Source organism: Streptomyces sp. NPDC001292 (assembly GCF_042896465.1).
In the GTDB taxonomy this organism is placed as follows: Bacteria; Actinomycetota; Actinomycetes; order Streptomycetales; family Streptomycetaceae; genus Streptomyces.
Window position 1 is genome coordinate 78,125 of record NZ_JBIAXG010000032.1, and the last position, 19,886, is coordinate 98,010.

Here is a 19,886-nt window from a genome sequence, read left to right on the forward strand (position 1 = left end):
GGTGCCTCAGGACTCCTGGGTGAGGGAGACGAGCACGTCGTCCCCTTCGATCTTTACGGGGTATACGGGGACAGGGCGCGTCGCGGGAAGGCCGGACGGCTTGCCGGTGCGGAGGTCGAAGCTGGAGCCGTGCAGCCAGCACTCGATCTGGCAGTCCTCCACCTCGCCCTCGGAGAGCGAGACGTTCGCGTGCGAGCAGATGTCGTAGATGGCGAACACCTCCCCCTCGGTCTTCACGACCGAGACCGGCGTGCCGTCGAGTTCCACCCGCTTCGGGGTGTCCTCCTCCAGCTCGCTCAGCCCACAGACGCGTACGAATGCGCCGCTCATGCGACCGCCGCCTCCAGTTCCTCCTCGATCTTGGCGATGAGGCGCTCCTCGATGTCCGTGACACCGATCTGCTGGACCAGCTCGGCGAAGAAGCCGCGGACCACCAGACGGCGGGCCTCCTGCTCCGGGATGCCGCGGGCCATCAGGTAGAAGAGCTGCTCGTCGTCGAAGCGGCCGGTCGCGGAGGCGTGGCCGGCGCCGACGATCTCGCCGGTCTCGATCTCCAGGTTCGGCACGGAGTCGACGCGGGCGCCGTCGGTCAGCACCAGGTTGCGGTTCATCTCGTAGGTGTCCGTGCCCTCGGCCTTGGCCTCGATCAGCACGTCGCCGATCCACACCGCGTGCGCGTCTTCGCCCTGGAGGGCGCCCTTGTAGGCGACGTTCGACTTGCAGTGCGGGGTGTTGTGGGTGACCAGGAGGCGGTGCTCCTGGTGCTGGCCGGCGTCGGTGAAGTACAGGCCGTACAGCTCGGCCTCGCCGCCGGGGCCGGCGTAGGTCACGCGCGGGTTCAGGCGGACGAGGTCACCGCCGAAGGTGACGACGACCGACTTGAAGGAGGCGTCCCGGCCGATCAGCGTGTTGTGCTGGGCGACGTGCACGGCCTTGTCGTCCCAGTCCTGGATGGAGACGACGGTCAGCTTGGCGCCGTCGCCGAGCAGGTAGTCGACGTTGGCGGCGAGCACCGCGTCACCGGTGTGGTCGATGACGACGACGGCCTCGGCGAAGGCCCCGAGCTCGATGACCTGGTGGCCATAGGCGACCCCGCCCTGGCCGTGCACCGCGATGCGGATCGGCTCGGTCAGGACGGCCTCCTTGGGGACGCTCACGACCGAGGCCTTCTCGAAGGCGGAGTAGGCCTGGGCGGCGACGCGGTCCACCGGGGTACCCGCCTTGCCGAGCCGCGCGTCGTCGCGGCCGACGGTCTCGACGGTGACGCCCTCGGGGGCCTGGACGTCCACCTTCACGCCCTCGCCGGTGGCGGTCGCGGTGCCGTCGTGCAGACCGCGCAGCCGCTCCAGCGGGGTGAAGCGCCACTCCTCCTCGCGGCCGTGCGGGACCGGGAAGTCCGCCACGTCGAAGGAGGGCGGCGCGCTCATGCGCGTGGCGACGGTCGACTCGGCGGCGACCGCGATCTGGCCGGCGGTCGTCGAACCCACCGATGGGGGTCCCCCCGCCCGAGTGGATCCGAGGGTGGGGGAGTTCTGGGCCTCAGCCATGGCTGTCGTAATGCTCGCTTTCTTGCGTATGGGCTTGACGGGGGACTGCGGGCCGGCGACTCGCCGGCCCGGGTCGGTGCTTAGCCGACCGCGCCCTCCATCTGCAGCTCGATCAGCCGGTTGAGCTCCAGCGCGTACTCCATGGGCAGCTCCTTGGCGATCGGCTCGACGAAGCCGCGCACGATCATCGCCATCGCCTCGAACTCGGAGAGGCCACGGCTCATCAGGTAGAAGAGCTGGTCCTCGGAGACCTTGGAGACGGTCGCCTCGTGGCCCATGGACACGTCGTCCTCGCGGACGTCCACGTAGGGGTACGTGTCGGAGCGGGAGATGGTGTCCACGAGCAGCGCGTCGCAGAGCACGTTGGACTTGGAGCCCGCGGCGCCCTCGCCGATCTCGACCAGGCCGCGGTACGACGTACGGCCGCCGCCGCGCGCCACCGACTTGGAGACGATGTTGGACGAGGTGTTCGGCGCCATGTGGACCATCTTGGAACCGGCGTCCTGGTGCTGGCCCTCACCCGCGAAGGCGATGGACAGGGTCTCGCCCTTGGCGTGCTCGCCCATCAGGTAGACGGCCGGGTACTTCATCGTCACCTTGGAGCCGATGTTGCCGTCGATCCACTCCATGGTCGCGCCCTCGTAGGCCACGGCGCGCTTGGTGACCAGGTTGTAGACGTTGTTCGACCAGTTCTGGATGGTCGTGTAGCGGCAGCGGGCGTTCTTCTTGACGATGATCTCGACGACCGCGCTGTGCAGGGAGTCGCTCTTGTAGATCGGGGCGGTGCAGCCCTCGACGTAGTGCACGTAGGCACCCTCGTCGACGATGATCAGGGTTCGCTCGAACTGGCCCATGTTCTCCGTGTTGATGCGGAAGTAGGCCTGGAGCGGGATCTCCACGTGGACGCCCGGCGGGACGTAGATGAAGGAGCCGCCGGACCACACGGCGGTGTTCAGCGAGGCGAACTTGTTGTCACCGACGGGGATGACCGTGCCGAAGTACTCCTTGAAGAGCTCCGGGTGCTCCTTCAGCGCGGTGTCGGTGTCGAGGAAGATGACGCCCTGCTCCTCCAGGTCCTCGCGGATCTGGTGGTAGACGACCTCCGACTCGTACTGGGCCGCGACACCGGCGACGAGGCGCTGCTTCTCCGCCTCGGGGATGCCGAGCTTGTCGTACGTGTTCTTGATGTCCTCGGGCAGGTCCTCCCAGGACTCCGCCTGCTTCTCCGTGGAGCGCACGAAGTACTTGATGTTGTCGAAGTCGATCCCCGACAGGTCCGAGCCCCAGTTCGGCATGGGCTTCTTCTCGAAGAGCCTCAGGCCCTTCAGGCGCAGCTTGGTCATCCACTCCGGCTCCGACTTCTTGCCGGAGATGTCGCGGACGACCTCCTCGTTCAGACCACGCCTGGCAGAGGCACCGGCCTCGTCGGAGTCGGCCCAGCCGTATTCGTACTTGCCCAGGCCCTCGAGTTCGGGGTGGGCAGTCTCCGTGGGGAGAGTCATGCGGGGTTCCTCCCGGCCGTGCTTGCGGATGCGTTGTGGCTTTGGTGATCGGTCTGGGAAATCTTGGGGATGAACGTCGTGCAGACGCCGTCACCGTGCGCGATGGTCGCCAGTCGCTGGACGTGAGTACCCAGCAGCTCCGCGAAGATCTCCGTCTCCGCCTCGCACAGCTGCGGGAACTGCTCCGCGACGTGGGCGACCGGGCAGTGGTGCTGGCAGAGCTGCTCACCCCGCTGCGGGAGGGGCGCGCTGCGCGCCGTAGCAGCGTACCCGTCCACGCTCAGGGCCTTGGCCAGCGCTTCGGTGCGGTGGTCGGGGGTGACCGCCTCGATCGCCTTGCGGTAGGCGCTCGCCTGCGCGGCGATCCGGGCCCGGGCGAAGGCGGCGACCGCCTCCGGCCCGCCCTCCCGCTCGGCGATCCAGCGGAGCGCGTCCGCGGCGAGCTTGTCGTACGACTGGTCGAAGGCGTCCCGCCCGCAGTCGGTGAGCGCGAAGACCTTGGCGGGCCGGCCGCGCGTCCGCGCTCCGTACACCCGCTGCTCCCGCGCCGCCACCACGTCGTCGGCGACCAGGGCGTCCAGGTGGCGCCGTACGGCTGCCTGGGTGAGCCCCAGCCGGCCGGCCAGCTCGGCGACGGTCGACGGGCCGTGGTCCAGGATGGACCGCGCGACCCGGTTGCGCGTGGAGCGCTCCCCGGTCGCGAACTCCTCCTGCGGGGCCCCCGTGGGGGCCTCTCGAGCCTCGCCGACGTTTTTCACAACGCCATTGTTGCGTAATTCCTCGCGGACTGACAAGCGGCCTTGATCCGGACGAGCGGTGCCCTGCGTCACTTAGGCAAACCTAATCCGACCTGCGGAAACGATCTCTGATCGATCAAACGGGTGGCGCCCGCCGGGGCCGCGCGCCAGACTGCCCGACCATGCCCACACCCCCGCCGACCGGCCCACTCGTCACCCGGGACACGCTCGCCGAAGGACTGCGCGACCTCGGCGTACGCCCCGGCGAGACCCTCCTCGTCCACTCCTCCGTCAGATCGCTCGGCTGGGTCTGCGGCGGCCCGGTCGCGGTCGTCCGGGGACTGCTCGACGCGCTCGGTCCCGACGGCACGCTCGTGGTCCCCACCCACTCTGGCGACCTGTCCGACCCGGCACGGTGGAGCAGACCGCCGGTGCCCGAGGAGTGGTGGGACACCGTCCGGGCCACGATGCCCGCCTACGACCCCCGCGTCACCCCCTCCTTCGGGGTCGGAGTGATCCCGGAGACCGTGCGCACCTGGCCGGGCGCCCTGCGCAGCGCGCACCCGCACACTTCGTTCGCGGCGATCGGCCCGGGCGCCGCCGGGATCGTCGAGGGGCACGCCACCGACTGCCGGTTGGGCGAGCAGAGCCCGCTCGCCCGGCTGGAGGCCGCCGGCGCCCGGGTGCTGCTGCTGGGCGCCGGATACGACTCCTGCACCTGCTTCCACCTGGCCGAGTACCGGATCCCCGCGCCGCTCGTCCAGGAGGGGCGTCCTGGACCGCGTGGCTGGGAGGTCGTCACCGAGGTCGCCGTCACCTCCGAGCGGTTCGACGAGCTCGGGCACGACTTCGAGCGTGACCGGCCGGTGGTCCGCGGGACGGTGGGCGCCGCCCGGTCGCGGCTGTTCCCCCTGGCGGACGCGGTGGCGTACGCGGAGCGGTGGCTCGCGGTGCACCGGCCCCGGGAGGATGACTTCCCTCACCCGGCCGCCTGAGCCGTCCGGCGCGTACCTAGACTTTGGCCTCATGCGAAGTGAGCCCGTGGTCCAGGTCCAGGCCTTGGTGAAGCGGTACGGCACGAAGACCGCGGTGGACGGCCTCGACCTGGTGGCCCGGGCGGGAGTGACCGCCGTGCTCGGCCCCAACGGGGCGGGCAAGACGACGACGGTCGAGGCCTGCGAGGGGTACCGGCGGCCGGATTCCGGCACGGTGCGCGTCCTGGGCCTCGACCCCGCGGGACAGTCCGCGCAGCTCAGGCCCCGTATCGGCGTGATGCTCCAGTCCGGCGGCGTGTACTCCGGCGCCCGGGCCGACGAGATGCTGCGGCACGTCGCCAAGCTGCACGCCCACCCGCTGGACGTGGACGCCCTCGTGGAACGGCTCGGGCTCGGCAGCTGCGGGCGGACCTCCTACCGCCGGCTCTCCGGCGGCCAGCAGCAGCGGCTCGCGCTCGCCATGGCCGTCGTCGGCCGGCCCGAACTGGTCTTCCTCGACGAACCGACCGCCGGACTCGACCCGCAGGCCCGCCGGGCCACCTGGGACCTCGTGCGCGACCTGCGCGCCGACGGTGTCTCGGTGATCCTCACCACGCACTACATGGACGAGGCCGAGCAGCTCGCCGACGACGTCGCGATCATCGACGCCGGCCGGGTCATCGCCCAGGGCTCCCCGGAAGAGCTGTGCCGCGGCGGCGCCGAGAACACCCTGCGCTTCACCGGCCGCCCGGGACTCGACGTCGCCTCCCTCCTCAAGGCACTGCCCGCCGACGCCTCGGCCGCCGAGCTGACCCCGGGCTCCTACCGCGTCGTCGGCAAGGTCGACCCACAGCTGCTCGCGACCGTGACGTCCTGGTGCGCCCAGCACGGCGTGATGCCGGACCGCATCTCCGTCGAGCGGCACACCCTGGAGGACGTCTTCTTGGAGCTGACCGGCAAGGAGCTGCGCTCGTGACCACCGCCACCGGTACGTACACGCCGAAGCCCGGCGCCGCTCCGCTGACCCGCATGATCGCGGCGCAGGCGGCGCTGGAGACCAGGATGCTGCTGCGCAACGGGGAGCAGCTGCTGCTCACCGTCGTCATCCCCACGCTGCTGCTGGTGCTGTTCAGCTCCGTGGACATCGTCGACACCGGCGCGGGCCGGGCCGTGGACTTCCTCACCCCCGGCGTCCTCGCCCTCGCCGTGATGTCGACCGCGTTCACCGGGCAGGCCATCGCGACCGGCTTCGAGCGGCGCTACGGCGTGCTGAAGCGGCTGGCCGCCTCGCCGCTGCCGCGCTGGGGACTGATGACCGCCAAGACGGCGTCGGTGCTGGTCACCGAGGTGCTTCAGGTCGTGCTGCTGACCGTGATCGCCTTCGCGCTCGGCTGGTCGCCGCACGGCAACCCGTTCGTCGTGCTCCTGCTGATGGTCGTCGGCACGGCCGCCTTCTCCGGGCTGGGCCTGCTGATGGCGGGGACCCTGAAGGCCGAGGCGACCCTGGCCGCCGCCAACCTGGTCTTCCTGCTGCTGCTCGTCGGCGGCGGGGTGGTCGTACCGCTGGACAAGTTCCCGCCCGTCGCCCAGGACGCGCTCGGCCTGCTGCCCGTCTCGGCGCTCTCCGGCGGGCTGCGGGACGTGCTCCAGCACGGCGCCGGGATGCCGTGGGGCGACCTCGCGATCCTCGCCGTCTGGGCGGTGGCGGCTCTCGCGGCCGCCGGGAAGTTCTTCCGTTGGGAGTAGGGCGCGATGGACCCTCGTGAAACCGTGCACAAGCGGACGCCTACGATGGAACGCGTGCCGAACCTGACCCGCGCCGACGCCGTGGCCGCCGTGCGCAACCCGCTCGCCTTCATCGCCGAACGCTGGACCCCGCATCCGAGGACCGTCCAGCGGGCGGCGCTCTCCGCGCTCGTGATGGCGTTGATCATCGTCGTCACCGGCGGTGCCGTCCGCCTGACCGGCTCGGGCCTCGGCTGCCCGACCTGGCCCACGTGCACGGACGACTCGCTGACCACCACCCGCGAGATGGGTGTGCACGGCGTGATCGAGTTCGGCAACCGGATGCTGACGTACGTGCTGTGCGCCGCCGTGGGCTGGGCGATCGTCGCCGCGCGCGCCCAGAAGCCGTGGCGGCGCAGCCTCACCCGGCTGGGGTGGGCGCAGTTCTGGCTGGTCATGGGCAACGCGGTGCTCGGCGGCATCGTCGTCCTCGTCGGCCTGAACCCGTACACCGTCGCGGCGCACTTCCTCCTCTCCTCGGCGCTGATCGCGGTCGCCACGGTGATGTGGCAGCGCACCCGTGAGGGCGACGCCGAGCCGCGCCCGCTGGTCGGCAGGCCGATCCGGCAGCTGGTGGGGTTCCTGGTCCTCGCGAGCGTGCTGCTGATCGCGGTGGGCACGGTGGTCACCGGTGCCGGGCCGCACGCGGGCGACTCCCAGGAGGTCTCCCGTATCCCGATCGACTGGCAGACGGTCGCCAAGCTGCACGCCGTGCTGGCGTGGATCGTGATCACGCTGACGTTCGCCCTGTGGTTCATCCTCAAGGCCGTCGACGCGCCGCGGGGCCCGCTGGCGCGGACCCGCGAACTGTTCCTGATCCTGCTGGCCCAGGGCGCCATCGGCTATGTCCAGTCCTTCACGCACCTGCCCGAGGTCCTGGTCGGCCTGCACATGCTGGGCTCGTGCGTCATGTGGATCTGGGTGCTGCGCGTACTGCTGTCACTGCGCGAGCGGCCGGAGGCCGTGGTCGACCTGCCGGGCCCCGCCACCGAGGCGACGCTGGCGAAGGCCTGAGGCCGGCCGGGGTTCAGGCGGGGGTTTGCCCCCGGGCCGTACCCCCGCATCGCGTTCTACACCCCCGAGCACCCGTTTCAGGGCCTCCCTGAACAGGCGTGCGCCCGCGACACGCAGCTCGGGCAGCCCGTCGTTCCTATCAGCCGGTTCACCCGTTAGGGCCTCTGCATTCCAGAGGCCCTAACGGGTGAACCGGCCGTCAGGTGTCGGTGACCCGGGCGTCCGGACCCGGTCAGCCGTTGGACGGGCCGCCCAGCTGGAGGCCCGCCATGCGGCTCCACTCGTACGGGCCCGTCCGCACCTTGGCCGCGAGCCCGCCGTCGAACGCCTCGTGGACGGTGATCCCGGACTTCTCCACCGCCTTCTCGGCGATGGCGTACGTCGGGGTCACGAGGTCGCCCCAGGTGCCGTCCCCGCCGACCAGGACGATCCTGGCGCCGCGCTCCCCGAGGTACGCGACCTGTCCCTCGGCGCCTCCGTGGGCCTTGGAGAAGGAGCCGATCCGCCGGGCGAGGCGGGCGGCCCTGCGCTCGGCCTTGGGGTCAACCTGCTGCGTGTCTGCCATGGCCAGGATGCTACCCGCGAGTAGATCAAACGGCGACGGGCGGGGTGCGTGGCCTTGACCACGTACCCCGCCCGTGGGAAATCCCTACGAGAGGTCAGCGCAGGAAGGGATCCACCGCCACCGCCACGAACAGCAGCGACACATAGGTGATGGACCAGTGGAACAGGCGCATCTCCTTGAGCTTCGCGCCGGTCGCCTCGGCCTTGGCCCGGTTCTGCAGCGCGTGCGCCTCCCACAGCCACCAGCCGCCCGCGGCCAGCGCCACCACCGTGTAGAACCAGCCGGTGTAGCCGAGCGGGGTCAGCAGCAGCGAGACCGCCACCATCACCCAGCTGTAGATCACGATCTGCCGGGCGACCACCTTGTTCGAGGCGATGACCGGCAGCATCGGCACGCCCACGCGCGCGTAGTCCTCCCTCACCTTCATGGACAGCGGCCAGTAGTGCGGCGGCGTCCAGAAGAACATCACGAGGAAGAGGATGACGGGCGCCCAGGACATCGAGTTGGTGACCGAGGACCAGCCGATCAGCACCGGCATGCAGCCGGCGATGCCGCCCCACACGATGTTCTGCGACGTACGGCGCTTGAGGATCATCGTGTAGACGACGACGTAGAAGAGAAGCGCTCCGAGCGACAGCCACGCGGACAGCCAGTTGACGGTGAGGCCGAACAGCAGCGTGGAGACGACCGCCAGCGTGATGCCGAAGGCCAGGCACTCGCGCGGGCTGACCATGCCGGTGACCAGCGGGCGCTGGGAGGTGCGGTCCATCAGCGCGTCGATGTCGCGGTCGATGTACATGTTCAGCGCGTTGGCGCCGCCCGCGGACAGGTAGCCGCCGACGCAGGTGAGCAGGACCAGCCCCAGGTCGGGCACGCCCCGCTGCGCCAGGAACATCACCGGAACGGTGGTGATCAGCAGCAGTTCGATGATCCGCGGCTTGGTCAGTGCCACAAACGCCTTGACACGGGCCCCGAACGGCCGGTGGCTCGGGCTCTGGCTCGCACCGAGTTCCCCCACAGCCTTGAAGGCGTGGGAGGTGCCCCCACCCGCTGGACGGGATTCGACGGCCGTCACGCACACCCCTGACAGAGACATCCCAGCGAGCCGCCCGTGTGAACCGACGGTAAGGACTCGCGCGTACCACGCCACTGTAGACGTTGCCCAGACCCGGACATTCGCGGGGGTGGGGTCGTGTTGGCGGGGCCCTACGGACGGGCACGAACCGGCTCGATCGAGCGATCGGATGAGCAGCCCCGTATTCATGTGCCGAATGCGATTCCGACCAGCGGGGAGGCGGATCTCCGAGAGTCCCGGCACTCTGGAACGACGCGGAAAAACGCACGTTCTGACGGGATAGGCTCGACAAGGCCGGCCGACGCCGAGAACGCCGGCAACCGGTGCGCGGTCCCCCCGTACGCCGGCATCCGACATGTGGAGAGGAGCCCTGACCCAGGGTGAGCACCAAGCCGACCACCACAGACCTCGAGTGGACCGAGTTGGACCAGCGTGCCGTGGACACCGCGCGCGTCCTGGCCGCCGATGCCGTACAGAAGGTCGGCAACGGCCATCCCGGCACGGCGATGAGTCTGGCTCCCGCCGCCTACACCCTCTTCCAGAAGGTGATGCGGCACGACCCGGCCGATCCGCAGTGGGTGGGGCGCGACCGCTTCGTGCTGTCCGCCGGCCACTCCTCCCTGACCCTCTACACCCAGCTGTACCTGGCCGGTTTCGGGCTGGAGCTGGACGACCTGAAGTCCTTCCGCACCTGGGGCTCGAAGACGCCCGGCCACCCGGAGTACGGGCACACGGCGGGCGTGGAGACCACGACCGGCCCGCTCGGCCAGGGTGTCGCCAACGCGGTGGGCATGGCGATGGCCGCCCGCTACGAGCGCGGCCTGTTCGATCCGGAGGCCCCCGCCGGCGCGTCCCCGTTCGACCACTTCGTCTTCTGCATCGCCGGTGACGGCTGCCTCCAGGAGGGCATCTCCGCCGAGGCGTCCTCGCTGGCCGGCCACCAGAAGCTCGGCAACCTGATCCTGCTGTGGGACGACAACCACATCTCGATCGAGGGCGACACCGAGACGGCCGTCTCCGAGGACACCGTCAAGCGGTACGAGGCCTACGGCTGGCACGTGCAGCGCGTGGAGCCCAAGGAGGACGGCGACCTCGACCCGCATGCGATCCACGCGGCCGTCGAGGCGGCCAAGGCCGTCACCGACCGGCCGTCCTTCATCGCGATGCGCTCGATCATCGCCTGGCCCGCCCCGCACGCGCAGAACACCGAGGCCGCGCACGGCTCGGCGCTGGGCGAGGAGGAGGTCGCGGCCACCAAGCGCGTCCTCGGCTTCGACCCCGAGCAGCACTTCGAGGTCTCCGACGAGGTGCTGAACCACACCCGCGCCGCCGTCGAGCGGGGCCGCCGGGCCAAGGCCGAGTGGGAGAAGTCGCTCCAGGTCTGGCGCGAGGCCAACCCCGAGCGGGCCGCCGAGTTCGACCGGATCACCGCGGGCGAACTGCCCGCCGGCTGGGACGAGAAGATCCCGGTGTTCGAGGCGGGCAAGAGCCTGGCCACGCGCGCCGCGTCCGGCAAGGTGCTCCAGGCGCTCGGCGACGTGATCCCGGAGCTGTGGGGCGGCTCGGCGGACCTGGCCGGCTCGAACAACACCACCATCGACAAGACCTCGTCCTTCCTGCCCGAGGGCAACCCGCTGCCGGAGGCGAACCCGTACGGGCGCACCATCCACTTCGGCATCCGTGAGCACGCCATGGCCGCGGCGATGAACGGCATCACGCTGCACGGCAACACCCGTGTCTACGGCGGCACCTTCCTGGTCTTCTCCGACTACATGCGCAACGCGGTGCGCCTGTCGTCCCTGATGCACCTGCCGGTGACGTACGTCTGGACGCACGACTCCATCGGCCTGGGCGAGGACGGCCCCACCCACCAGCCGGTCGAGCACCTGGCCTCGCTGCGCGCCATCCCGGGCCTGAACATCGTCCGCCCGGCCGACGCCAACGAGACCGCGATCGCCTGGCGCGAGATCCTGCGCCGCTGGACCAAGGAGTTCGGCAAGGGCACGCCGCACGGTCTGGCGCTGACCCGCCAGGGCGTGCCGACGTACGAGCCCGACGACGACGCCGCGCGCGGCGGTTACGTCATGTTCGAGGCCGAGGGGCCCGACGGGCAGAACGCTGAGGCGCAGGTCGTCCTGATCGCCACCGGTTCCGAGGTGCACGTGGCCGTGGAGGCCCGTGAGCGGCTCCAGGCCGAGGGCATCCCCACGCGGGTGGTGTCCATGCCGTCCGTGGAGTGGTTCGAGGAGCAGGACCAGGGGTACCGGGACAGCGTGCTGCCGCCGGCCGTGCGGGCACGCGTGGCGGTCGAGGCAGGTGTCGGTCTGACCTGGCACAAGTACGTGGGAGACGTCGGCCGCATCGTTTCCCTCGAGCACTTCGGTGCTTCGGCCGACGCCAAGGTGCTCTTCCGAGAGTTCGGCTTCACCGCCGAGAACGTGGCCGCCAAGGCCCGGGAATCCATCGCCGCCGCCCAGCGCTGACGCTCATATACGACCCGTAGGAGATGCATTTTCCATGACAGACGCACTGAAGCGCCTTTCCGACGAAGGCGTCGCGATCTGGCTGGACGACCTGTCGCGCAAGCGGATCACGTCCGGCAACCTCGCCGAGCTGATCGACCAGCAGCACGTAGTGGGCGTCACCACCAACCCGACGATCTTCCAGAAGGCGATCTCGCACGGCGACGGCTACGAACAGCAGGTCTCCGACCTGGCCGCCCGCCGGGTCACGGTGGAAGAGGCCATCCGCATGATCACCACGGCGGACGTCCGGGACGCCGCCGACATCCTGCGCCCGGTCTTCGACGCCACCGGCGGCAAGGACGGCCGGGTCTCCATCGAGGTGGACCCGCGCCTGGCGCACAACACCAGGGCGACGGTCGCCGAGGCCCGCCAGCTGGCCTGGCTGGTCGACCGGCCCAACACGCTCATCAAGATCCCGGCCACCAAGGCGGGCCTGCCGGCGATCACCGAGACCATCGGCAACGGCATCAGCGTCAACGTCACCCTGATCTTCTCTCTGGAGCGCTACCGCGCGGTGATGGACGCGTACCTGAGCGGCCTGGAGAAGGCCAGGGAGCGCGGCCTGGACCTGTCGAAGATCCACTCGGTGGCGTCCTTCTTCGTGTCCCGCGTGGACACCGAGATCGACCGGCGGATCGACGAGCTCGGCACCGACGAGGCCAAGGCGCTGCGCGGCAAGGCGGGTGTGGCCAACGCGCGTCTGGCCTACCAGGCGTACGAGGAGGTCTTCGCCTCCGACCGGTGGAGCGCGCTGGAGCGGCAGGGCGCCAACAAACAGCGTCCGCTGTGGGCGTCCACCGGGGTGAAGGACAAGGCGTACAAGGACACCATGTACGTCGAGGAGCTGGTGGCGCCGAACACGGTGAACACCATGCCCGAGGCCACGCTGGAGGCCACCGAGGACCACGGCGCGATCCGCGGCGACGCGGTCACCGGCACCTACGAGCAGGCCCGCGCGCACATCGACGCGCTGGAGAAGATCGGGATCTCGTACGACGACGTGGTCCAGGTCCTGGAGGACGAGGGCGTCGAGAAGTTCGAGGCGTCCTGGAACGACCTGCTGAAGTCCACCGAGGCGGAGTTGGAGCGCCTCGCTCCCGCGGAGGGCTGAGAACGTTGGCGCCCCTTTCCGTCACCGGAGCGAACCCGCTCCGTGACCCCGCCGACCGACGGCTCCCGCGTATCGCGGGGCCGTCGGGCCTGGTCATCTTCGGTGTGACGGGCGACCTGTCGCGCAAGAAGCTCATGCCCGCGGTGTACGACCTCGCCAACCGGGGTCTGCTGCCGCCGGGCTTCTCGCTCGTCGGCTTCGCCCGCCGCGACTGGGAGCACGAGGACTTCGCCCAGGTCGTGCACGACGCCGTCAAGGAGCACGCGCGCACGCCGTTCCGGGAGGAGGTCTGGCAGCAGCTCATCCAGGGCATGCGCTTCGTGCAGGGCACCTTCGACGACGACGACGCGTTCGAGCGGCTGCGCGGCACGATCGAGGAGCTGGACAAGGCGCAGGGCACGGGCGGCAACTTCGCCTTCTACCTGTCGGTGCCGCCGAAGTCGTTCCCGGTGGTCATCCAGCAGCTGAAGAAACACCAGCTGGCCGACCAGAGCCACGGCTCGTGGCGGCGCGCGGTCATCGAGAAGCCCTTCGGCCACGACCTGAAGTCGGCCGAGGAGCTCAACGCGATCGTGCACGAGGTCTTCGCCCCGGACCAGGTCTTCCGCATCGACCACTACCTGGGCAAGGAGACCGTCCAGAACATCCTGGCCCTGCGCTTCGCCAACACGATGTTCGAGCCGATCTGGAACCGGTCCTTCGTGGACCACGTGCAGATCACCATGGCCGAGGACATCGGCATCGGCGGCCGGGCAGGCTACTACGACGGCATCGGCGCCGCCCGCGACGTCATTCAGAACCACCTGCTGCAACTCCTGGCGCTGACCGCGATGGAGGAGCCCGCATCCTTCGGCGCGGACGCGCTGGCCGCGGAGAAGACCAAGGTGCTCGGCGCGGTGAAGCTGCCCAAGGACCCGGGCAAGTCGACCGTGCGCGGGCAGTACGCGGCGGGCTGGCAGGGCGGCGAGAAGGTCATCGGCTACCTCGAGGAAGAGGGCATCGACAAGAAGTCGAAGACCGACACGTACGCGGCCGTCAAGCTGGAGATCGACAACCGCCGCTGGGCGGGCGTCCCCTTCTATCTGCGCACCGGCAAGCGCCTGGGCCGCCGGGTCACCGAGATCGCGGTCGTCTTCCAGCGGGCGCCGCACTCCCCCTTCGACACCTCGGCCACCGAGGAACTCGGGCAGAACGCCATCGTCATCCGCGTCCAGCCGGACGAGGGCGTCACGGTCCGCTTCGGCTCCAAGGTGCCCGGCACGTCGATGGAGATCCGGGACGTGTCGATGGACTTCGCCTACGGCGAGTCCTTCACGGAGTCCAGCCCGGAGGCGTACGAACGCCTGATCCTGGACGTGCTGCTCGGCGACTCCAACCTCTTCCCGCGCACCGAGGAGGTCGAGCTGTCCTGGCGGATCCTCGACCCGATCGAGGCGTACTGGGACAAGCACGGCAGGCCCGCGCAGTACCCGTCCGGGACGTGGGGGCCCGCCGAGGCGGACGAGATGCTCGCACGAGACGGACGGAGCTGGCGCCGGCCATGAAGATAGACCTGACCGACACCACGGCCAGCAAGATCAACAAGGCGCTGGTGCAGGGCCGGCGGGCGATCGGCACCCCGGCCGTGGGCATGGTGCTCACGCTGGTCATCGTCACCGACGAGGAGAACGCCTACGACGCGCTGAAGGCCGCCGGCGACGCCTCGCGGGAGCATCCCTCGCGCCTGCTGGTGGTCATCAAGCGGCACGCCAGGACCCTGCGCGACCGCACGTCCTCGCGGCTGGACGCCGAGGTGCGGGTGGGCGCGGACGCCGGCACCGGCGAGACGGTGGTGCTGCGCCTGTACGGCGAGGTGGCCGACCACGCCCAGTCGGTGGTACTGCCGCTGCTGCTCCCCGACGCGCCGGTCGTCGTCTGGTGGCCGGTGAACGCCCCGCTCGACCCGGCGAAGGACCCGCTGGGCGCCCTGGCGCAGCGCCGGGTCACCGACACCTACGCAGCCGAGCAGCCGGTGCGGGAGCTCTCCGCGCGGGCCGAGGCGTACACGCCCGGCGACACGGACTTGTCCTGGACCCGGATCACGCCCTGGCGCTCGATGCTGGCGGCGGCCCTCGACCAGGTCACCTGCGAGGTCAGGGCCGTGGAGGTGGAGGGCGAGGAGTTCAACCCGAGCTGCGAGCTGCTGGCGATGTGGCTCGCGGACCGGCTGGACGTACCGGTCAGGCGCTCGCGGTCCGCGGGTCCCGGTCTGACCGCGGTCCGCATGGACACCAGCAGCGGACCGGTCGCCCTGGACCGCGCCGACGGCAGGCTGGCGACCCTGTCCATCCAGGGCCAGCCGGAGCGGGCGGTGGCGCTGAAGCGGCGGGAGACGGCCGAGCTGATCGCGGAGGAGCTGCGGCGGCTGGACCCGGACGACACGTACGCGTCCGCGCTGCGGTTCGGCGTGGACCGGCTGGAGGGCGCCAAGGCGTCCGACGGTTCCAAGGCGTCCGGGAAGGAGCCGGCCGCGGTGCCCGTGCCCCAGGAGGAGGCCGCCAAGTGAGCACTCCGCAGCTGGTCGTCCACCACGACAAGGAGCTGATGGCGCAGGCCGCCGCAGCCCGGCTGATCACCCGGATCGTGGACGCGCAGGCCTCGACGGGCTCGGCGTCCGTGGTCCTCACCGGCGGCCGCAACGGCAACGGAGTGCTGGCCGCGCTGGCGGCCGCGCCCGCCCGCGACGCGATCGACTGGGGCCGGCTGGACCTGTGGTGGGGCGACGAGCGGTTCCTGCCGGAGGGCGACCCGGAACGCAATGTCACGCAGGCCCGCGGGGCCCTGCTGGACTCCGTGCCGCTGGATCCCAAGCGCGTGCACGCCATGCCCGCGTCGGACGGTCCCTACGGCGCGGACGTCGAGGCGGCGGCGGAGGCCTACGCCGAGGAGCTGGCCCGCGCGGCCGGCCCCGAGAACCACGGCGCGGTCCCGGCGTTCGACGTCCTGATGCTGGGCGTCGGCCCGGACACCCATGTCGCGTCCCTCTTCCCGGAGCACCCGGGGGTGCGGGAGACGGAGCGCACGGTGATCGGCGTGCACGGCTCCCCCAAGCCGCCGCCCACCCGCGTCTCCCTCACCCTGCCCGCCATCCGCTCGGCCCGTGAGGTGTGGCTGCTGGCGGCCGGCGAGGACAAGGCCAACGCGGTGGCGATGGCCCTCTCGGGTGCGGGCGAGATCCAGGCCCCGGCAGCCGGCGCCCAGGGCCGCGCCCGCACCCTGTGGCTCCTGGACACGGCCGCGGCCTCCCAGCTGCCACGGTCGCTGTATCCACCGGCCTCGGCGTAGAGCACAGGTGCGGCGGCGGGAGACACCGCCGCCGCACCTGTCCTCCAGCCGGTCCGGCGTTTGAGGACAAGGCCGTCGAGGCCGGAGCGGGGGTCTGGGGGCGGCAGCGCCCGGGGGCGGGAAGGGACGGGGCGGCGGGGCGAAAACCCTCACTCCGCACACCCACCGACCGTCACTTCACCGACCCGGCCATCACCCCCTGCACGAAGTGCCGCTGGAAAGCGAAGAACACGACCACCGGCACGACCAGCGACAGGAACGCTCCCGGCGCCAGCACATCGATGTTGCTGCCGAACTGCCGGATCTGCGATTGGAGTTCCACCGTCAGGGGCTGCGACGAGGTGTCGGCGAACAGCAGCGCCACCAGCATGTCGTTCCACACCCACAGGAACTGGAAGATGGCGAGGCTCGCGATCGCGGGCCGCCCCACCGGCAGCACCAGTCGGGTGAAGATCCGCCACTCGTTGCCCCCGTCCATGCGGGCCGCCTCCAGCATCTCCTTGGGCATCTCGGCGAAGTAGTTCCGCAGCAGGAACACCGCGAACGGCAGTCCGTAAGCCACGTGGAAGAGGACCACGCCGGGGATCGTGCCGAACAGGCCGACCTGTCCGAAGAGTTTGGCGACGGGCAGCAGACCGATCTGCACGGGCACCACCAGCATGGCCACCACCAGCAGGAACAGCGGCTCACGGGCCGGGAAGTCCAGCCAGGCGAAGGCGTATCCGGCCAGCGCCGCGATGACGACGACCAGGACCGTCGTGGGCACCGAGATCAGCACCGTGTTCCAGAAGGCCTTGGTGATGCCCGAGTTCTCCAGCAGCGCCGCGTAGTTGTCGAAGGACAGCTGCCCAGGGCCGGCCAGCGCCGTCCACCAGCCGCCCTTCGCGGTGTCCTGGGCCGAGCGCAGCGACGACAGGAACAGTCCCGCGAGCGGGGTCATCCAGATCAGGCCGATCACCACGAGGACGGCCTGGACCAGCCCGTTGCCCAGGCCCCGCCTGACCGCGTTCATCGCTGACTCCTTCGGAAACGGCGGACGTTGAACACCATCGCCGGGATCACCAGGAGCAGCAGGAGCACGCCGAGCGCGCTGCCGAGGCCCTGGTTGTTGCCACCGCCGAAGGACACCAGCCACATCTGGGTCGCCAGCACGGTGGCGTCCTGCTGCACCGGGCCGGGCGCGATGATGTAGACGAGGTCGAAGACCTTCATCACGTTGATCACGAGGGTGACGAACACGACGGTGAGGACGGGAGCGAGCAGCGGCACGGTGATCCGGCGGAAGATCTGCCACTCGTTGGCCCCGTCGATGCGCGCCGCCTCCAGCGCGTCGCGCGGCAGCGCGGACAGTCCGGCGCCGATCAGCACCATCGCGAACCCGGTCCAGATCCACAGGTAGGCACCGATGATCATCGGGGTGACGAGCGTCGGGCCGAGCCAGGAGATGCCCTGGTAGGGCTGCGCGAAGTTGGCCTGGGGCAGCTTCACCTCGTACGGGCCCGCCGTCAGGCCCGTGAAGCGGAAGGAGCCGTCGGAGCCCGTGGTGGTGCTCGCGACCGTCCGGCCGTCGCGCACCGCCTCGACCTTCATGCCGGGCATACCGCTCTCACCGCGATCGACCTTGCCCTGGGTGCCGCCCCCGCCGGGCGCGAAGTCCAGGTAGACGACTCCGCGCAGTTCGTCCGCGCGGGCCTTCCCGCCCTCCACCGCGCGGGCGGGCGAGGCACCGCCGGGCAGGTCCTTGGGCAGCACGCCGACCATCGGCAGGGTCACCGTGGCGCCCGGCGAGAGGCTCGCGTCGGTGAGGTACGAGCCGTCCCGGCCGTGCGTCAGCCCGAACCCCTCACGGGCGCGGGCGCTCGGATAGGACGGGGATCCCTTGAAGGCGTCGTGCACGGAGACCACGGCGGCGTTCAGGACGCCCTTGTCCGGGTCCTCGTCGTAGGCGAGCCGGAAGATGATGCCGGCGGCCAGGAAGGACACGGCCATCGGCATGAACAGCAGGAGCTTGAACGCCGTCGCCCAGCGGACCTTCTCCACCAGCACGGCGAGGATCAGTCCGAGCCCGGTGAGCAGCGCCGGGGCGACGACGACCCAGATCGTGGTGTTCCGGATGGCTTTCAGCGTCGCCGGGTCGCGGAACATCTCGGTGTAGTTGTCCCCGCCGACGAACCGGGTGCCGGAGGCGTCGAAGAAGCTCCGGCCGACGGAGAACAGCAACGGGTAGACGACGAGCGCGCCGAGCAGCAGCAGCGCGGGGAAGACGAACAGCAGCGCGACGACCCGCCCCCGCCGCCGTGCGCGCCGGGCACGCTCGGCGCGCACGGCGGGCGACGGGGGGTCCGTGCCCTTCTCCTTCGCGAGCATGGTGGCGGTCATGGTGGGTCAGCCCTGGTTCTTGTACGCCTTGGCCGCCGCGGCCTCCAGCTTCGCCGCCGTGCCCTTCGGGTCGGACGGGTCGCGCAGGAAGTCCTGGAGCAGCTTCCACTCGCCCACGCCGCTGGTGCCGCCGAAGGCCGCCGGGGCCTGGTCGGACATGTCGAAGCGGACCGCGTCGGCGTCGCCCGCCGCGACCAGGGACTTGGCGGTGGCGCGGGTGACGTCGTCGCCGTAGGAGGCGAGATCGAGGTTCTTGTTCGGGGAGAGGAAACCGCCGGCCTTGGCCCACACGGCCGCGGCCTCCGGCGTGGCCAGGAACTCGAGGAGCTTCATGCCGGCCTTGGCGTTCTTGCCGTCCTTGAGGACGGCGGCCGCGTCACCGCCACTGACGACCGGCGCGTTGCCGCCGTCGACCGGCGGGAACGGGAAGAAGTCCGCGTCCTTGCCGATGGTCCGGTCGAACTGGTCGTGGGCGACGCCCGCGACGAAGTCGCCCTCGTAGACCATTCCGGCCTCGGGCTTGGGCCCGAAGACCTTCTCCACCGAGCCCGGGAAGTCGGTGTTGAGGGCGCCCTTCTGGCCGCCCGCCATCAGCTGCTTGTCCTCGAACAGCTTGCCGAGCGTGGTGAGCGCCTTGACCACGCTGTCGTCGGTCCACTTCAGCTCGTGCGCGGCGAGGGCGTCGTACTTCTCGGGGCCGGCCTGGGAGAGGTAGATGTTCTCGAACCAGTCGGTCAGGGTCCAGCCGTCCTGTCCGGCGACCGCGAAGGCGGCGAGCCCGGAGTCGGAGAGGGTGTGCCCGGCCTTGAGCATCTCGTCGTACGTCGCCGGCGGCTTGACGCCGGCCTGCTCGAGCGCGTCGGGGCTGAACCAGACGGTCGACTTGTGGGCGGCCTTGAAGTACAGGCCGTACAGGGTGTCGTCGACGCTGCCGTACTTCTTCCACACCGGCGCGAAGTTGGCGTCCACCGACTTCTGCGTGGTGCCGGACAGCGGCTCGAGCCAGCCCTTCTTGGCGAACTGCTGGAGCACGCCGACCTGCGGGACCATCACGACGTCGGGGGCGTTGCCGCCCTCGATCTTGCTGCCGACGACGGTGGAGACGTTGTCGCCGGTCGACATGAACTGGGTCTTGGCGCCGGTCTTCGCGGAGAACGCGTCCAGCACCTTCTGGAAGTTCTTCTGCTCGCTGCCGGACCAGACGCCGGCCACGGTGACCGTCTGACCGCTGAGCGTCTTGTCGCCGCCGCCCGCGGAGACGGGGTCGTCGCTGCCGCAGGCGGTGGCGCCGAGGGCGAGGACGAGGGCGGTGCAGCCGGTGAGCAGGGTGGTACGTCGTCGCATCATC

At 70.5% G+C, this 19,886-nt stretch carries 18 protein-coding genes; 9 read left to right on the forward strand and 9 right to left on the reverse strand.

Annotated elements, in window-relative coordinates:
* Nucleotides 1-6: 6 nt before the first annotated feature.
* The 4 genes from ACFY4A_RS28930 to ACFY4A_RS28945 form a co-directional block, all read right to left on the reverse strand.
* Complete coding sequence (locus ACFY4A_RS28930) at nt 7-330, reverse strand: non-heme iron oxygenase ferredoxin subunit (protein WP_141362056.1); 324 nt, start codon at nt 328-330, stop codon at nt 7-9.
* Nucleotides 327-1,547: a Fe-S cluster assembly protein SufD gene (sufD, locus tag ACFY4A_RS28935; RefSeq protein ID WP_390832284.1), complete on the reverse strand. Its 1,221-nt coding sequence runs from the start codon at nt 1,545-1,547 to the stop codon at nt 327-329. The genes ACFY4A_RS28930 and sufD overlap by 4 nt, the downstream gene beginning before the upstream one ends.
* 80 nt (nt 1,548-1,627) lie before the next feature.
* Nucleotides 1,628-3,049: a Fe-S cluster assembly protein SufB gene (sufB, locus tag ACFY4A_RS28940; RefSeq protein WP_390832285.1), complete on the reverse strand. Its 1,422-nt coding sequence runs from the start codon at nt 3,047-3,049 to the stop codon at nt 1,628-1,630.
* Nucleotides 3,046-3,807, reverse strand: coding sequence for a helix-turn-helix transcriptional regulator (locus tag ACFY4A_RS28945; protein WP_390832286.1), 762 nt, complete (start codon nt 3,805-3,807; stop codon nt 3,046-3,048). The genes sufB and ACFY4A_RS28945 overlap by 4 nt, the downstream gene beginning before the upstream one ends.
* Before the next feature lie 161 nt (nt 3,808-3,968).
* Here ACFY4A_RS28945 and ACFY4A_RS28950 point away from each other — a divergent pair, with 161 nt between their 5' ends.
* Genes ACFY4A_RS28950 through ACFY4A_RS28965 form a run of 4 tightly spaced genes read left to right on the forward strand, consistent with a single transcriptional unit; the run spans nt 3,969 to nt 7,559 of the window.
* Entirely contained in the window at nt 3,969-4,781 is an 813-nt protein-coding gene (locus ACFY4A_RS28950) for an aminoglycoside N(3)-acetyltransferase (RefSeq protein ID WP_390832287.1), read from the forward strand.
* Nucleotides 4,782-4,812: 31 nt separating this feature from the next.
* On the forward strand, nt 4,813-5,736 hold the full coding sequence (locus ACFY4A_RS28955; RefSeq protein WP_390832288.1) for an ABC transporter ATP-binding protein: 924 nt from the start codon (nt 4,813-4,815) through the stop codon (nt 5,734-5,736).
* Between the two features lie 53 nt (nt 5,737-5,789).
* Entirely contained in the window at nt 5,790-6,506 is a 717-nt protein-coding gene (locus ACFY4A_RS28960) for an ABC transporter permease (RefSeq protein WP_390832310.1), read from the forward strand.
* Nucleotides 6,507-6,551: 45 nt separating this feature from the next.
* On the forward strand, nt 6,552-7,559 hold the full coding sequence (locus ACFY4A_RS28965) for a heme A synthase (RefSeq protein ID WP_390832311.1): 1,008 nt from the start codon (nt 6,552-6,554) through the stop codon (nt 7,557-7,559).
* Nucleotides 7,560-7,791: 232 nt separating this feature from the next.
* On the opposite strand, the gene ACFY4A_RS28970 is transcribed toward ACFY4A_RS28965, so the two are convergent.
* Together ACFY4A_RS28970 and ACFY4A_RS28975 are read right to left on the reverse strand one after the other, a co-directional pair.
* Nucleotides 7,792-8,124: a hypothetical protein gene (locus ACFY4A_RS28970; RefSeq protein WP_390832289.1), complete on the reverse strand. Its 333-nt coding sequence runs from the start codon at nt 8,122-8,124 to the stop codon at nt 7,792-7,794.
* Nucleotides 8,125-8,218: 94 nt separating this feature from the next.
* Complete coding sequence (locus tag ACFY4A_RS28975; protein ID WP_390832312.1) at nt 8,219-9,205, reverse strand: heme o synthase; 987 nt, start codon at nt 9,203-9,205, stop codon at nt 8,219-8,221.
* Between the two features lie 374 nt (nt 9,206-9,579).
* On the opposite strand from ACFY4A_RS28975, the gene tkt reads away from it, so the two are divergent.
* From tkt to pgl, 5 genes are read left to right on the forward strand one after another with little or no spacing between them, the layout of a single operon-like run.
* Nucleotides 9,580-11,682, forward strand: coding sequence for a transketolase (gene tkt / locus ACFY4A_RS28980; protein ID WP_390832290.1), 2,103 nt, complete (start codon nt 9,580-9,582; stop codon nt 11,680-11,682).
* A gap of 34 nt (nt 11,683-11,716) precedes the next feature.
* Nucleotides 11,717-12,835, forward strand: a complete 1,119-nt coding sequence (tal, locus tag ACFY4A_RS28985; RefSeq protein ID WP_390832291.1) for a transaldolase — start codon at nt 11,717-11,719, stop codon at nt 12,833-12,835.
* Nucleotides 12,836-12,840: 5 nt separating this feature from the next.
* Nucleotides 12,841-14,379 carry a glucose-6-phosphate dehydrogenase gene (zwf, locus tag ACFY4A_RS28990; RefSeq protein ID WP_390832292.1) on the forward strand — a complete coding sequence of 513 codons (1,539 nt, stop codon included), beginning with the start codon at nt 12,841-12,843 and terminating at the stop codon, nt 14,377-14,379.
* Nucleotides 14,376-15,380, forward strand: a complete 1,005-nt coding sequence (opcA, locus tag ACFY4A_RS28995) for a glucose-6-phosphate dehydrogenase assembly protein OpcA (RefSeq protein ID WP_390832293.1) — start codon at nt 14,376-14,378, stop codon at nt 15,378-15,380. The genes zwf and opcA overlap by 4 nt, the downstream gene beginning before the upstream one ends.
* Nucleotides 15,381-15,418: 38 nt before the next feature.
* Nucleotides 15,419-16,159: a 6-phosphogluconolactonase gene (pgl, locus tag ACFY4A_RS29000; RefSeq protein ID WP_390832313.1), complete on the forward strand. Its 741-nt coding sequence runs from the start codon at nt 15,419-15,421 to the stop codon at nt 16,157-16,159.
* 172 nt (nt 16,160-16,331) lie between these two features.
* Here the strand turns inward: pgl and ACFY4A_RS29005 are convergent, their stop codons facing one another.
* Genes ACFY4A_RS29005 through ACFY4A_RS29015 form a run of 3 tightly spaced genes read right to left on the reverse strand, consistent with a single transcriptional unit; the run spans nt 16,332 to nt 19,885 of the window.
* Nucleotides 16,332-17,171 carry a carbohydrate ABC transporter permease gene (locus ACFY4A_RS29005; RefSeq protein WP_390832294.1) on the reverse strand — a complete coding sequence of 280 codons (840 nt, stop codon included), beginning with the start codon at nt 17,169-17,171 and terminating at the stop codon, nt 16,332-16,334.
* Complete coding sequence (locus ACFY4A_RS29010; protein ID WP_390832296.1) at nt 17,168-18,538, reverse strand: ABC transporter permease subunit; 1,371 nt, start codon at nt 18,536-18,538, stop codon at nt 17,168-17,170. The genes ACFY4A_RS29005 and ACFY4A_RS29010 overlap by 4 nt, the downstream gene beginning before the upstream one ends.
* Nucleotides 18,539-18,544: 6 nt before the next feature.
* Nucleotides 18,545-19,885, reverse strand: a complete 1,341-nt coding sequence (locus ACFY4A_RS29015) for an ABC transporter substrate-binding protein (protein ID WP_390832297.1) — start codon at nt 19,883-19,885, stop codon at nt 18,545-18,547.
* Nucleotide 19,886: the final 1 nt, after the last annotated feature.